This window comes from Enterobacter sp. RIT418 (genome assembly GCF_003057745.1).
In the GTDB taxonomy this organism is placed as follows: Bacteria; Pseudomonadota; Gammaproteobacteria; order Enterobacterales; family Enterobacteriaceae; genus Enterobacter.
In genome coordinates this window covers 39,181-52,809 of the sequence record NZ_QBJD02000018.1, presented here as the reverse complement: position 1 = coordinate 52,809, position 13,629 = coordinate 39,181, and the positions used below count along the sequence as shown (strand labels likewise).

Sequence of the window (13,629 nt, the reverse complement as noted above, 5' to 3'; positions counted from 1 at the left end):
TACCCGGCCTACTCAATAGCACAAATTTGTAGGCCCGGTAAGCGAAGCGCCACCGGGCGAGACCCGCCGCACTTACCGCAGCAAATGCGCCGCGTGGAAGCGGAGATGATCCTCAATAAACGAGGCGATGAAAAAGTAGCTGTGATCGTATCCCGGCTGGATGCGCAGCGTCAGCGGCCAGTTTTTCTGGCGCGCGGCTTCGGCAAGCACCGCGGGCTGAAGCTGCGCGGCGAGGAACTGATCCGCATCGCCCTGGTCGATAAGCGTTGGGATTGCATCGTCTTCACGGCTGGCCAGCATCAGCGCGCAGCTGTCCCATTCCCGCCATTTTTCTGTGTCTTCACCCAGATAGTTTGTGAATGCCTTTTGCCCCCACGGCACCTGCGTCGGGTTCACGATCGGCGCAAAAGCCGATACGCTGGTAAATTTCCCCGGATTTTTCAAGGCCAGGATCAGCGCCCCGTGTCCGCCCATCGAGTGCCCGCTGATGGCGCAGCGATCGCCCACGTTAAACTCGGCCTGAACCAGCGCAGGCAGTTCGTCACGGACGTAGTCATACATGCGGTAATGCGTCGCCCACGGCTGCTGGCTGGCGTTGAGGTAAAAACCGGCGCCTTTTCCAAGGTCGTAACCGGCGTCGTCGGCAACGTCGTCACCGCGCGGGCTGGTATCCGGCATCACCAGCGCGATGCCCAGCTCGGCCGCGATGCGCTGCGCGCCCGCCTTGGTGGTGAAATTTTCGTCGTTGCAGGTCAGGCCTGACAGCCAGTACAGGACGGGCGGCTTCGCTCCGGCTTCAGGCGGCAGGAAAATGCTGAACGTCATGGCACAGTTAAGCGTGCTGGAGTCGTGGCGCCAGCGCTGCTGTCGTCCTTCAAAACAACGGTGCTCTTCGAGCAGTTCCATGCAGGGCTCCTTTTACGGATGACTATTTGTTAAATCAATAATACAGAGTTTTCATTGGCCTGTGAGTAACTTTCACTTTCGTCGGGCGCAAGGATGTTGCATCATCAGTTAACTTATTTTTAACAATTGGAAAGGTCATGGCGTTGCGTATTGCCCTGAGCGGCTTCGTGGTTCTGGTGGTGGCGATGGGGATAGGGCGATTTGCCTTTACGCCTCAGGTTCCACTGATGATTGCCGCCGGGCAGCTCACCCTGACCAGCGCGGGCCTGGTGGCCGCGATGAACTACCTTGGCTATCTGGCGGGCGCCTGGGACGCCATGCGCGCCCATCGCTTTGTCGAAGCGCGGCTGTGGCTCGGCATTATCGGGGCCGTCGCGCTGACGCTGCTGTCCGCGGCGGCGGATAACGCCGTTGTGCACGGGCTTCTGCGCTTTGTGATTGGCTGCATGAGCGGCTGGTCGATGGTGCTGATCGCCGCCTGGACCAACGAGCGCCTTGGGCAGCTGGGCAAGCCGGGGCTGAGCGCGGCGGTCTTCGCCGGGCCGGGGGCAGGCATCGCCCTGAGCGGGCTGCTCGCGGTCTATATTCAGGCCAGATCGCTCTCCGCCGGCGCCGCGTGGCAAATCTACGGCGTGCTGGCGCTGGTGCTGATCGCCGTCGTGGCGCGCTATCTGCCGCGGGCGGGCCAGCTACATCGCCCGGGAACGGCCCCCGAGCCGCTGCACCTCACGCCTGACCTAAAAAGGCTGGTGTGGAGCTACAGCCTGGCCGGGTTTGGCTATATCCTTCCGGCCACGTTTTTATCGCAGATGGCGGTCGCCCGTTTTCCCGGCAGCCTCTTTGCCCAGTTCGTCTGGCCGCTCTTCGGCGCCGCCGCCGTGCTGGGGATTGCGCTGAGCATCGCGCTGCGGCATACCTCAACGTCCAACCGCAGGCTGGCGATCGTGCTCTGGCTTCAGGGCATCGGCGTGTTGGCCGCCTGGCTGCTGCCTGGAATTGGCGGTTTGCTGACCGGCGGGCTGCTGGTCGGCGGCGGTTTCCTCTGCGCCGTGCAGCTTTCATTGCTGTATGGCCGCGAGCTGGCGCCCGAGCATACCCGCTATATGGCGGGGCTGTTGACCACCGGTTACGCCATCGGGCAGCTGGTTGGCCCAATGACCTCCGCGCTCTCCACCTGGCTCACGCACCGGCTGGAGCCGGCGCTGGGTCTGGCTGGCCTCGCGCTGTTTATCGGCGGGGCGTTGGTCTGGAACCGTCAGCCCGAAAGGCAGCAGCGATTGCAATAATTATCGCCGTGAATACTGGATTATGTGCGCCGCCTCACGCACAATGAGCGCACACTTTTGCCACAACGAGGGCAAAAGACGCCACACCTGCAGGAGAAAAGAATGTCATCACTCAGTAAAGAAGCTGCCCTGGTCCATGAAGCGCTGGTTGCGCGCGGTCTTGAAACGCCGCTGCGTCCGCCGGTTCAGGATTTGGATAATGAAACCCGCAAGCGCCTTATCGCCGGGCATATGACCGAGATCATGCAGCTGCTGAATCTCGATCTGAGCGACGACAGCCTGATGGAGACGCCGCATCGCATCGCGAAAATGTACGTCGATGAGATCTTCTCCGGCCTGGATTACGCTAATTTCCCGAAAATCACCGTCATCGAAAACAAGATGAAGGTCGATGAGATGGTCACGGTGCGCGACATCACGCTCACCAGCACCTGTGAACACCACTTCGTCACCATCGACGGCAAAGCGACCGTGGCCTACATTCCAAAAGATACGGTGATTGGCCTGTCCAAAATTAACCGCATCGTGCAGTTCTTCGCCCAGCGTCCGCAGGTGCAGGAGCGCCTGACGCAGCAGATCCTGACGGCGCTGCAAACGCTGCTGGGCACCAACAACGTGGCGGTCTCTATCGACGCGGTGCACTACTGCGTGAAGGCGCGCGGCGTGCGCGATGCGACCAGCGCCACTACTACCACCTCGCTGGGTGGGCTGTTTAAGTCGAGCCAGAATACCCGCCAGGAATTTCTGCGCGCGGTGCGACACCACAACTAATCAGACAGGGCAGGGACCATGGAGCGAAACGTCACGCTCGATTTTGTTCGCGGCGTCGCCATTCTCGGTATCCTGCTGCTGAATATCAGCGCCTTTGGTTTGCCAAAGGCCGCCTATCTTAATCCCGCCTGGTATGGCGACATCACCCCCAGCGATGCCTGGACGTGGGCGGTGCTCGATCTCTTTGCGCAGGTCAAATTCCTGACGCTCTTCGCGCTGCTGTTTGGCGCGGGCCTGCAGCTTTTGCTCAAGCGGGGCACGCGCTGGATCCAGTCGCGCCTGACGCTGCTGGTCATCCTCGGGTTTATTCATGGCCTGTTCTTCTGGGACGGGGATATTCTGCTGGCCTACGGCCTGGTAGGGCTGATTTGCTGGCGCCTGATACGCGATGCGCACAGCGTCAAAAGCCTGTTTAACACCGGCGTAATGCTTTACGTCATGGGGCTTGGCGTATTGCTGCTGCTTGGGCTGATTTCAGGTGATGCAACGAACCGCTCGTGGGTCCCGGACGCCGCCAACCTCCAGTATGAACAGTTCTGGAAGCTGAAGGGTGGAACGGAAGCGATAAGCAACCGCGCGGATATGCTGGGGGATAATCTTCTGGCGCTCGGCGCGCAGTACGGCTGGCAGCTTGCGGGGATGATGCTGATGGGCGCATCCCTGATGCGCACCGGCTGGCTGAAGGGGGAATTTAGCCTGCGGCACTACCGTCGCGTCGGCGCGGGGCTGGTGCTGCTCGGCGTGCTGATCAATCTTCCGGCGGTGATAGCGCAATGGCATCTTCACTGGGACTATCGCTGGTGCGCGTTTTTGCTTCAGGCTCCGCGCGAGCTAAGCGCCCCGTTCCAGACGATAGGCTACGCGGCGCTGATGTACGGCTTCTGGCCGCAGCTGTCCCGCCTGCGCGCGGTGGCTGCCGTGGCCTGCGTGGGCCGCATGGCGTTAAGCAATTACATTCTGCAAACGCTGATTTGCACCACCCTGTTTTATCAATTCGGCCTCTTTATGAAATTCAACCGGCTTGCGCTGCTGGCGTTCGTTATTCCTGTCTGGATTGTTAACGTGCTGTTTTCCGTTTTCTGGCTGCGCTATTTCCGCCAGGGGCCGCTGGAGTGGGCGTGGCGGCAATTAACCGCGCGTGCTGCGGGTGTATCATTGCGTAATACATCCAGATAACGATCTGGATCACAATCATTAACAAAACGGATGTAAGCGTTTTCATCTGTGTGAGCTTCTTCACGCAGTCCCTTTTCTCGTGCTGCCAGAATAGCCTCCTTGCTAAACACAGGGGGTGTCCGTGCGTTGCTGCAATTCTTTTAAGGATGGTGAATATGATCACCATTCGTGACGTCGCCCGTCTGGCGGGCGTTTCCGTTGCTACCGTTTCTCGCGTGCTGAACAACAGCGCGCTCGTCAGCCCTGAAACCCGCGAAACCGTGATGAAAGCCGTTTCGCAGCTGGGCTATCGGCCCAACGCCAACGCGCAGGCGCTGGCCACGCAGGTGAGCGATACCATTGGCGTGGTGGTGATGGACGTTTCCGACGCCTTTTTCGGCGCGCTGGTTAAGGCGGTGGACGTTGTTGCCCAGCAGCACGGAAAGTACGTGCTGATCGGCAACAGCTACCACGAGGCTGAAAAAGAGCGGCATGCCATTGAGGTGCTGATTCGCCAGCGCTGTAACGCCCTGATCGTCCACTCAAAAGCCCTTAGCGACGAAGAGCTCTCCGGCTTTATGGAGCAGATCCCCGGCATGGTGCTGATCAACCGCATCGTGCCCGGCTACGCGCACCGCTGCGTGGGGCTGGACAACGTCAGCGGCGCGATGATGGCGACGCGGATGCTGATCAACAACGGACATCAGCGCGTCGGATATCTGGCCTCCAGCCACCGTATCGAAGACGATGACATGCGCCGCGAGGGGTGGCAAACCGCCCTGAAAGAGCACGGCATCACGCCGCTTGAGAGCTGGACGGGAACCGGTACGCCGGACATGCAGGGGGGCGAGGCGGCGATGGTAGAGCTGCTGGGCCGCAACCTGCAGCTGACGGCCGTTTTTGCCTACAACGACAGCATGGCGGCAGGGGCGCTCACCGCGCTGAAGGATAACGGCATTGTGGTGCCGCAGCATTTGTCGCTGATCGGTTTTGACGACATCCCCATTGCCCGTTACACCGACCCGCAGCTGACGACGGTGCGCTACCCGATTGCTTCGATGGCGAAACTGGCTACAGAGCTGGCGTTACAGGGGGCGGCAGGGCTGCAGGATCGGGGCGCAACGCACTGTTTTATGCCGACTTTAGTGCGGCGTCATTCGGTATCCATTCGGCAAACTGTGGTTTCGATCACTAACTGATTACACGGTGTGATGTAACCGTTTTCAATCTGTGAGTAAATTCACAGTATCTTAACAAGCTGCTGACTATGATGTCAGCGTTTTAGGGGCTGAAACGCTATGTAACGGTGATTATTCACTTTGACCATAGCAAACGTGCCGGAAACATCCAAAAAAACGCATTTCTGGAGCGTTACAGACCACGGAAGATAAGCATTTTATAAGTGAACTTCGGCGATCGGTAACGTTTCTTTAACATCTGCCCGCCGATCGTTATTCATCAGAACTACCCTGCATAAAAAAAACCGGAGATACCATGAATAAGAAGGTGTTAACTCTGTCTGCTGTTATGGCAAGCATGCTTTTTGGTGCCGCTGCGCACGCCGCGGATACCCGTATTGGTGTGACCATCTATAAGTACGACGACAACTTTATGTCCGTTGTGCGTAAAGCCATCGAGAAAGATGCGAAAGCGGCGCCAGACGTACAGCTGCTGATGAATGACTCCCAGAACGATCAGTCCAAACAAAACGATCAGATTGACGTGCTGCTGGCAAAAGGCGTGAAAGCGCTGGCAATCAACCTGGTTGACCCGGCTGCAGCAGGCACGGTAATTGAAAAAGCGCGCGGCCAAAACGTGCCGATCGTCTTCTTTAACAAAGAACCTTCCCGCAAGGCGCTGGATAGCTACGATAAAGCGTACTACGTCGGCACCGACTCTAAAGAGTCCGGCATTATTCAGGGCGACCTGATTGCGAAACACTGGGCGGCGAACCCGAACTGGGATCTGAACAAAGACGGGCAGATTCAGTTTGTGCTGCTGAAGGGCGAGCCGGGCCACCCGGACGCTGAAGCGCGTACCACCTACGTGATCAAAGAGCTGAACGACAAAGGCCTGAAAACCCAGCAGCTGGCGCTCGATACCGCCATGTGGGACACCGCCCAGGCAAAAGATAAGATGGACGCATGGCTGTCCGGCCCGAACGCCAACAAAATCGAAGTGGTTATCGCCAACAACGATGCGATGGCAATGGGCGCGGTTGAAGCGCTGAAAGCACACAATAAATCTTCTATTCCTGTGTTCGGCGTGGATGCGCTGCCGGAAGCGCTGGCGCTGGTGAAATCCGGCGCGATGGCCGGTACCGTGCTGAACGATGCTAACAACCAGGCGAAAGCCACCTTCGACCTGGCGAAAAACCTGGCCGACGGCAAAGGCGCGGCAGACGGCACCAGCTGGAAAATTGAAAATAAAATCGTTCGCGTACCTTACGTGGGCGTAGACCAGTCCAACCTGGCCGAGTTTATCGGTAAATAAGTTATTTGAAATGTCTTCACTGGGCGCAATTCGTTGCGCCCTTTTATAACGCGATATGCGAGGCCAACAAGGTATAATTATGGTCAGCACACCTACTCAGTCGTCAGGCGAATACTTGTTAGAAATGAGCGGTATCAACAAGTCTTTTCCCGGCGTTAAGGCGCTTGATAATGTTAATTTAAAGGTACGTCCCCACTCTATTCATGCACTTATGGGGGAGAACGGCGCCGGTAAATCAACGTTATTAAAATGTCTTTTTGGGATCTATCAAAAAGATTCTGGCAGTATTCTTTTTCAGGGAAAAGAGATCGATTTCCATTCGGCGAAAGAAGCGCTGGAAAACGGTATCTCGATGGTTCACCAGGAGCTAAACCTGGTATTGCAACGCTCGGTTATGGACAATATGTGGCTGGGCCGTTATCCAACCAAAGGTGTCTTTGTCGATCAGGACAAAATGTACCGCGACACCCAAGCCATCTTTGACGAGCTGGATATTGATATCGATCCGCGCGCCCGCGTCGGAACATTATCCGTTTCCCAGATGCAGATGATCGAAATTGCGAAAGCGTTCTCCTATGATGCCAAAATCGTCATTATGGATGAGCCGACCTCGTCATTAACGGAAAAAGAGGTTAACCACCTTTTCACCATTATTCGCAAGCTGAAGGATCGCGGCTGCGGGATTGTTTATATCTCCCACAAGATGGAAGAGATTTTCCAGCTGTGCGACGAAATCACCATTCTGCGCGACGGCCAGTGGATTGCTACCCAGCCGCTGGAAGGGCTGGATATGGACAAGATCATCGCCATGATGGTCGGCCGCTCCCTGAACCAGCGCTTCCCGGACAAAGAGAACACGCCGGGAGAGGTGATCCTCGAGGTGCGCAACCTGACCTCGCTGCGCCAGCCGTCCATTCGCGACGTCTCCTTCGACCTGCACAAGGGCGAAATTTTGGGTATTGCCGGGCTGGTGGGCGCCAAGCGTACCGATATCGTCGAAACCCTGTTTGGCATTCGCGAGAAGTCCGGCGGCACGATTACGCTGCACGGCAAGAAAATTAATAACCACAACGCCAACGAAGCCATTAATAACGGTTTTGCGCTGGTGACGGAAGAGCGCCGCTCAACCGGTATTTATGCGTATCTGGATATTAACTTTAACTCGTTAATTTCGAATATTCGTAACTACAAGAGCAAAATTGGACTGCTGGATAATTCCCGCATGAAGAGCGATACCCAGTGGGTGATTGACTCAATGCGCGTAAAAACGCCGGGCCACCGCACGCAGATTGGCTCTCTTTCCGGCGGTAATCAGCAGAAAGTCATTATTGGCCGCTGGCTATTAACCCAGCCGGAAATTCTGATGCTGGACGAGCCAACGCGCGGCATCGACGTAGGGGCAAAATTCGAAATTTACCAGCTGATTGCCGAGCTGGCGAAAAAGAATAAAGGGATCATTATTATCTCTTCCGAAATGCCGGAACTGTTAGGGATCACGGATCGTATTCTGGTAATGAGCAATGGTCTCGTTGCCGGTATTGTTGACACCAAAACGACAACGCAAAACGAAATTTTGCGTCTTGCGTCTTTGCACCTTTAAGATCAGGGGCTCCTCATGAGTGCGTTAAATAAAAAAAGTTTTCTCACTTATCTGAAAGAAGGCGGTATTTACGTCGTTCTTTTAGTTTTGCTGGCCATTATTATTTTCCAGGACCCTACGTTCTTAAGCCTGCTGAACCTGAGTAACATTCTGACCCAGTCCTCCGTGCGTATTATCATCGCGCTGGGCGTGGCGGGGCTTATCGTTACCCAGGGGACGGACCTTTCGGCCGGGCGTCAGGTTGGCCTCGCGGCGGTTATCGCCGCCACGCTGCTGCAGTCGATGGAAAATGCCAACAAGGTGTTCCCGGAAATGGCGACCATGCCGATTTTCGTGGTGATCCTGATCGTATGCGCCATCGGCGCGGTGATTGGCCTGATCAACGGTATTATCATCGCCTACCTCAACGTGACGCCGTTCATCACCACCCTCGGCACGATGATTATCGTTTACGGCATCAACTCCCTGTATTACGACTTCGTGGGCGCGTCGCCGATTTCCGGCTTCGACAGCGGCTTCTCGACCTTCACCCAGGGCTTCGTGGCGCTCGGCAGCTTCCGCCTGTCGTACATTACGTTCTATGCGCTGATTGCGGTGGCCTTCGTCTGGGTGCTGTGGAACAAAACCCGCTTCGGCAAAAATATCTTCGCCATCGGAGGTAACCCGGAAGCGGCGAAAGTGTCCGGCGTAAACGTTGCGCTGAACCTGCTGATGATTTATGCCCTGTCCGGCGTGTTCTACGCCTTCGGCGGGATGCTGGAAGCAGGGCGCATCGGTTCGGCGACCAACAACCTTGGCTTCATGTACGAGCTGGATGCGATTGCAGCCTGCGTGGTGGGTGGCGTCTCCTTCAGCGGCGGTGTCGGTACGGTAATTGGCGTGGTGACCGGTGTGATTATCTTTACCGTCATCAACTACGGGCTGACCTACATCGGCGTGAACCCGTACTGGCAGTACATCATCAAGGGCGCGATTATCATCTTCGCGGTTGCCCTGGATTCACTGAAGTACGCGCGTAAGAAATAAGTGCTTAAAAATGAAAAGGCCCGCTCACGTAGCGGGCCTTTTTTGTCCGATGGCGCTGCGCTTAGCGGGCCTACAGCATCGCGAGTGTAGGGTTAGCGTTTCCTCTGCAACTCCAGCAGCTGCTCGGGCGTGACCGCCGGATAACCCTGCGCGTCTTCAGGCACCTCGTGCATTGCCGGGATCGGCACCAGCGGGCCTAAAAAGCGCGGCTCGCGCTTGAAGAGATACAGATCGGCCAGCGCGCCAAAGCGGGCGCCAAACTCGCGCACGCGCACGCTGAGCATATCCTTCGGCGACGGCACGGCGTAGCACTGCGCCTGAATGCCCATGTGCAGGGCAATAAACAGCGCGCGCTCGCAGTGGAAGCGCTGGGTAATGATGATGAAATCGTTGGTGTCGAAGACCTTGCGGGTGCGCACGATGGAGTCCAGGGTGCGGAAGCCGGCGTAGTCAAGCACGATGTCTGCCGGATCGACGCCGCCGGCAATCAGGTCCTTACGCATCGTTACCGGCTCGTTATAGCTTTGCTGGGCGTTATCGCCGCTCAGCAGCAGGTAGTTAACCTTCCCGCTGTTATAGGCGTTCAGCGCGCCCTGAATACGGTAGCGGTAATACTGGTTAATCACGCCGGTGCGATAGTATTTGGCGGTGCCGAGCACCACGCCGACCTGGCGGTAGGGAAGATCCTGCAGCTCGTCGAAAATGTACGGTGCGGTTTTCCAGCTCATCCAGCGGTCGAGGCCAAGCACGATCAACAGCAGTATGCCGACCAGGACAGACAGGCTGTAAAACACGCGCTTTAACATGGAGATGGCTCGTTCGTGGATGAAAGTTCACTCAGGCTACTTTACCCGCCCGGTAAGCGCAAGAAACAGAGAATCAACTGAAGGGTTTTTCATCACAGGGGCGGGCATTTCTGCCCGCCGACAGGATTACGCAAGCAGGACGCGCTCGAGTGTTGAACAGCCGAGCGCGTTGAGCGTTGCGGCGGTGGCATCCCACTGGATCAGCGGCGCGTCGGCTTTTTCAGCCAGAACGGCGCGCTGAATATCCGGGTAGTCATAGCCGTTGAGGCTCAGCAGGTTAAGGGCGCCCTGCAGCGGAGGAAGCGTTGGGTTAAACGCGGCGTTTTCGGCATAGCTACCGGTGAAGATGCGGCCATCGCGACACTGCAGCGCCACGCCGCTCTGCGAGTTGCTGTACGGCGTGTGGCTCTTATTCGCGGCAGCGATAGCGGCTTCGCTCAGGTCATCGCCGGACAGGGCGAAACCGTGGTGTTGCTCGTCCATCAGCAGCGTTTTGATCTCAAGATCTTTCGGTCCGAAGGCGTCGGGCAGGTAATCCCCCAGCGTGCGCGGCTCGCGGCCCGGCAGGTTAACGCGCAGCTGCAGCCCGCTGTTTAGCTCGTTCATAAACTGGCGGCAGTGGCCGCACGGGGTGTAGTTAACGGTAATGGCGCGCAGGGATTTTTCACCGCGCAGCCAGGCGTGGCTGATGGCGCTCTGCTCTGCGTGAACGGTTTGCTGCATGGTCGCACCGAGGAACTCCATGTTCCCGCCGAAGTACCAGGTTCCGCTCACGCCGCGTGCAATGGCACCCACGTTAAAGTGTGAAAGATCGGCGCGCGCGCAGGCGGCAGCCAGCGGCAGCAGCGCAAAAGCCAGCGCGTCTTCGTCCAGCCCCGTTGCTTCTTTAAGCGTCGCGACCTGCTCAGCGGTCAGCAGGGCGGGGAAATGCTCATCCGCCAGAACCGGGGCCAGGGCTGATTGCAAATTCACTGCGAGCTGGGCGAAAGCAGATTGAAAACGTGGGTGCATGGCATTGCCTCATAACGGTTAATGGATCGGTAGTGTACGGAGCCGCTAAGGTCTTATTTGTGATATTAATCACATAATTTATGCAACTTATGAAATCAAAATGAAATTTGCGCGACGCATCGCAAATTTTAGCCCACTACCGCCAGGATAACCGGGAAGACAAACGGCGCAATCAGCGAGGTGATAATCCCGCAGATGACCAGCGCCAGCGAGCTAAATGCCCCCTCCTGGTAGTCTACTTCGGCGCAGCGCGCGGTACCCAGCGCGTGCGAGGCGGTACCCATTGCCAGGCCACGCGCCGCTTTCGTGTGGATTTTCATCACGTTAAGCAGGGTATGGCCAAACACCGCGCCGAGGATGCCGACGAAAATCACGCACATGGCGCTGATGGCGGGGATCCCCCCGATGCTGCCGCCTACCGCCATGGCGATGGGCGTGGTGACCGATTTCGGCAGGATTGAAGCGGCGATCTGCGGCGATGCTCCCATCAGCAGCGCCACCGATGTCCCCGTGACCATCGCCACGAGGCTGCCCACGAAGCAGATGGTGATGATGGACTTCCAGCGGGCGCGGATCTGATGCAGCTGTTCATATAAAGGAAACGCCAGGGCCACGACGGCCGGCTGCAGCAGATCGTTGAGAATTTTGCTTCCGGCAAAGTAGCGTTCGTAGGGGATGCCCGTCAGCAGCAGGAAAGGGATTATCACCACCATTGCGACCAGCAGCGGATTAAGCAGCGGCATTTTCAACCGCGCCGCAAGCCGGCGTGCGGCGAAGAATACCGCCAGGGTTAACGGCAGCGACCACCAGATATTAGCCATCATTGTTTGGTTCCTTTCTGCCCGACCACTTTGCGTTCACCGTGAACGATGTGCGAACTCCAGCTCACCACCACGAAGACCACCAGCGTGCTGACCGCGCAGGAGACGACGATAGGCCCGAACTGTGCCATCAGCAAATCGTAATATTGCATGACCCCCACGCCGATGGGCACGAACAGCAGCGCCATGTAGCGGATAAGCACGAAGCAGCCTGGGTTAACCCATTTCGCCGGAATAACCTGCAGCGCCAGCAGCACGAAGAGGATCAGCATCCCGATAATGCTGCCGGGAATGGTGATAGGCAGCAGGGAGGCGAGGAAGATCCCGGCGTACAGACAGGCATAAATCAGAACGAATGCGCGCAGATATTGCCAGATGATATTCAATGATTTACTCATGGTGAAAGTCCTTGCTGAAACGCATTCATCATACAATTAAACCCTGAAATGTGCCACGGATCACAACATGAATTTTGAGCATACCAGACATTCCAAAACGGAACGTCGGGCATTTCCACAAATAGACAGGGTTCAGTTTACATGCAACTATAGCGCGTCTTTTTTTACAGGTACTGATATGCGTGTTTTGCTGGCCCCTATGGAAGGCGTGCTCGACTCGCTCGTGCGCGAGCTGCTGACCGAGGTAAATGATTACGATCTCTGCGTGACGGAGTTTTTACGCGTGGTGGATATGCTACTGCCGGCAAAATCGTTCTATCGGCTCTGCCCGGAGCTGCATCGCCAGAGCCGTACTACCTCCGGCACGCTGGTGCGCATCCAGCTGCTGGGGCAGTATCCGGAATGGCTGGCGGAAAACGCCGCCCGCGCGGTTGAGCTGGGCTCTTACGGCGTCGATCTCAACTGCGGCTGCCCCTCGAAGCTGGTGAACGGCAGCGGCGGCGGCGCGACCCTGCTGAAAGATCCGGAGCTTATCTATCGCGGCGCAAAAGCGATGCGTGAGGCGGTGCCGTCTCATCTGCCGGTCACGGTTAAGGTGCGGCTGGGCTGGGACAGCGACGCGCGGCAGTTTGAGATTGCCGATGCGGTACAGCAGGCGGGCGCCACCGAGCTGGTGGTGCATGGCCGTACCAAAGAAGATGGCTATAAGGCCGAACGCATTAACTGGCAGGCGATTGGCGAAATCCGCAAGCGGCTTTCCATTCCCGTGATTGCCAACGGCGAAATCTGGGATTATGACAGCGCGCAGGCCTGCCTGAAGGCGACGGGCTGCGATGCGGTGATGATAGGCCGCGGCGCGCTGAACGTGCCGAACCTGAGCAGGGTAGTGAAATATAACGAGCCGCGCATGCCGTGGGCGGACGTCGTCACGCTGCTGCAGAAATACAGCCGTCTCGAAAAGCAGGGTGATACCGGGTTGTATCACGTTGCGCGCATTAAGCAGTGGCTGAGCTATCTGCGTAAGGAGTACAGCGAAGCGCTGGGCCTTTTTCAGGAGATCCGCACGCTGCAAACCTCGGCCGATATTGCCAGCGTGATCCAGTCCAAATAACGAAACGGCCCGGCGCAATGCCGGGCCGTTCACTCAAAATATCATCTTGAATACGCCGGTTACCACCAACAGCCCAATCAGAAAAATAATCAAAATAATCCAAAGTAATATCTTCATTTGCCTCTCCTGTGCATGTTTGTCACATAAAGTGTAGCAGCCCCTCGGCGCGCTAAATCATAATTGCCGAGAATGCGTTTAATCTATTGATTGATTTGATAAATAATTTTCCGGTTATGTGATTGTAT

The 13,629-nt window shown here is 57.0% G+C and carries 13 protein-coding genes; 8 read left to right on the top strand and 5 right to left on the bottom strand.

The genetic code is table 11. The features are described 5' to 3' along the window. Positions 1–72: 72 nt before the first annotated feature. On the bottom strand, positions 73–906 hold the full coding sequence (fghA, locus tag DBY73_RS18710; RefSeq protein WP_112012555.1) for an S-formylglutathione hydrolase: 834 nt from the start codon (positions 904–906) through the stop codon (positions 73–75). A 137-nt stretch (positions 907–1,043) separates the two neighbouring features. On the opposite strand from fghA, the gene DBY73_RS18705 reads away from it, so the two are divergent. From DBY73_RS18705 to mglC, 7 genes are all read left to right on the top strand, one after another. Next, positions 1,044–2,192: a YbfB/YjiJ family MFS transporter gene (locus tag DBY73_RS18705; protein WP_112012554.1), complete on the top strand. Its 1,149-nt coding sequence runs from the start codon at positions 1,044–1,046 to the stop codon at positions 2,190–2,192. A gap of 102 nt (positions 2,193–2,294) precedes the next feature. Continuing rightward, positions 2,295–2,963 carry a GTP cyclohydrolase I FolE gene (gene folE / locus DBY73_RS18700; RefSeq protein ID WP_112012553.1) on the top strand — a complete coding sequence of 223 codons (669 nt, stop codon included), beginning with the start codon at positions 2,295–2,297 and terminating at the stop codon, positions 2,961–2,963. An 18-nt stretch (positions 2,964–2,981) separates the two neighbouring features. Further along, positions 2,982–4,139: a DUF418 domain-containing protein YeiB gene (gene yeiB, locus DBY73_RS18695; protein ID WP_112012552.1), complete on the top strand. Its 1,158-nt coding sequence runs from the start codon at positions 2,982–2,984 to the stop codon at positions 4,137–4,139. Between the two features lie 155 nt (positions 4,140–4,294). Next, on the top strand, positions 4,295–5,317 hold the full coding sequence (galS, locus tag DBY73_RS18685) for an HTH-type transcriptional regulator GalS (RefSeq protein ID WP_112012550.1): 1,023 nt from the start codon (positions 4,295–4,297) through the stop codon (positions 5,315–5,317). Positions 5,318–5,612: 295 nt separating this feature from the next. Further along, positions 5,613–6,611, top strand: a complete 999-nt coding sequence (gene mglB / locus DBY73_RS18680; protein ID WP_023312468.1) for a galactose/glucose ABC transporter substrate-binding protein MglB — start codon at positions 5,613–5,615, stop codon at positions 6,609–6,611. Between the two features lie 79 nt (positions 6,612–6,690). After that, positions 6,691–8,211 (top strand): galactose/methyl galactoside ABC transporter ATP-binding protein MglA, encoded by a 1,521-nt coding sequence (mglA, locus tag DBY73_RS18675; protein WP_112012549.1) that lies wholly within the window; start codon positions 6,691–6,693, stop codon positions 8,209–8,211. A 15-nt stretch (positions 8,212–8,226) separates the two neighbouring features. Beyond that, the gene (mglC, locus tag DBY73_RS18670) at positions 8,227–9,237 is read left to right on the top strand and encodes a galactose/methyl galactoside ABC transporter permease MglC (RefSeq protein WP_112012548.1); all 1,011 of its coding nucleotides are present in this window, start codon (positions 8,227–8,229) and stop codon (positions 9,235–9,237) included. A 92-nt stretch (positions 9,238–9,329) separates the two neighbouring features. Here the strand turns inward: mglC and sanA are convergent, their stop codons facing one another. The 4 genes from sanA to DBY73_RS18650 form a co-directional block, all read right to left on the bottom strand. Next, positions 9,330–10,043 (bottom strand): outer membrane permeability protein SanA, encoded by a 714-nt coding sequence (gene sanA, locus DBY73_RS18665; protein ID WP_112012547.1) that lies wholly within the window; start codon positions 10,041–10,043, stop codon positions 9,330–9,332. A 126-nt stretch (positions 10,044–10,169) separates the two neighbouring features. Continuing rightward, positions 10,170–11,054 carry a cytidine deaminase gene (cdd, locus tag DBY73_RS18660; RefSeq protein ID WP_112012546.1) on the bottom strand — a complete coding sequence of 295 codons (885 nt, stop codon included), beginning with the start codon at positions 11,052–11,054 and terminating at the stop codon, positions 10,170–10,172. Positions 11,055–11,182: 128 nt separating this feature from the next. Beyond that, positions 11,183–11,878: a CidB/LrgB family autolysis modulator gene (locus tag DBY73_RS18655; protein WP_112012545.1), complete on the bottom strand. Its 696-nt coding sequence runs from the start codon at positions 11,876–11,878 to the stop codon at positions 11,183–11,185. After that, positions 11,875–12,273: a CidA/LrgA family protein gene (locus DBY73_RS18650; protein WP_112012544.1), complete on the bottom strand. Its 399-nt coding sequence runs from the start codon at positions 12,271–12,273 to the stop codon at positions 11,875–11,877. Before DBY73_RS18650 ends, DBY73_RS18655 begins: the two co-directional genes overlap by 4 nt. A 178-nt stretch (positions 12,274–12,451) precedes the next feature. Here DBY73_RS18650 and dusC point away from each other — a divergent pair, with 178 nt between their 5' ends. Further along, positions 12,452–13,384 carry a tRNA dihydrouridine(16) synthase DusC gene (gene dusC / locus DBY73_RS18645; RefSeq protein WP_112012543.1) on the top strand — a complete coding sequence of 311 codons (933 nt, stop codon included), beginning with the start codon at positions 12,452–12,454 and terminating at the stop codon, positions 13,382–13,384. The last annotated feature ends 245 nt before the right edge of the window (positions 13,385–13,629 follow it).

Bases quoted from the DNA above. Each gene is read 5' to 3' on its own strand.
- cdd (WP_112012546.1), bottom strand. From the start codon at position 11,054: ATGCACCCACGTTTTCAATCTGCTTTCGCCCAGCTCGCAGTGAATTTG.
- sanA (WP_112012547.1), bottom strand. From the start codon at position 10,043: ATGTTAAAGCGCGTGTTTTACAGCCTGTCTGTCCTGGTCGGCATACTG.
- DBY73_RS18650 (WP_112012544.1), bottom strand. From the start codon at position 12,273: ATGAGTAAATCATTGAATATCATCTGGCAATATCTGCGCGCATTCGTT.
- fghA (WP_112012555.1), bottom strand. From the start codon at position 906: ATGGAACTGCTCGAAGAGCACCGTTGTTTTGAAGGACGACAGCAGCGC.
- DBY73_RS18705 (WP_112012554.1), top strand. From the start codon at position 1,044: ATGGCGTTGCGTATTGCCCTGAGCGGCTTCGTGGTTCTGGTGGTGGCG.
- mglB (WP_023312468.1), top strand. From the start codon at position 5,613: ATGAATAAGAAGGTGTTAACTCTGTCTGCTGTTATGGCAAGCATGCTT.
- galS (WP_112012550.1), top strand. From the start codon at position 4,295: ATGATCACCATTCGTGACGTCGCCCGTCTGGCGGGCGTTTCCGTTGCT.
- yeiB (WP_112012552.1), top strand. From the start codon at position 2,982: ATGGAGCGAAACGTCACGCTCGATTTTGTTCGCGGCGTCGCCATTCTC.
- dusC (WP_112012543.1), top strand. From the start codon at position 12,452: ATGCGTGTTTTGCTGGCCCCTATGGAAGGCGTGCTCGACTCGCTCGTG.
- DBY73_RS18655 (WP_112012545.1), bottom strand. From the start codon at position 11,878: ATGATGGCTAATATCTGGTGGTCGCTGCCGTTAACCCTGGCGGTATTC.
- mglA (WP_112012549.1), top strand. From the start codon at position 6,691: ATGGTCAGCACACCTACTCAGTCGTCAGGCGAATACTTGTTAGAAATG.
- mglC (WP_112012548.1), top strand. From the start codon at position 8,227: ATGAGTGCGTTAAATAAAAAAAGTTTTCTCACTTATCTGAAAGAAGGC.
- folE (WP_112012553.1), top strand. From the start codon at position 2,295: ATGTCATCACTCAGTAAAGAAGCTGCCCTGGTCCATGAAGCGCTGGTT.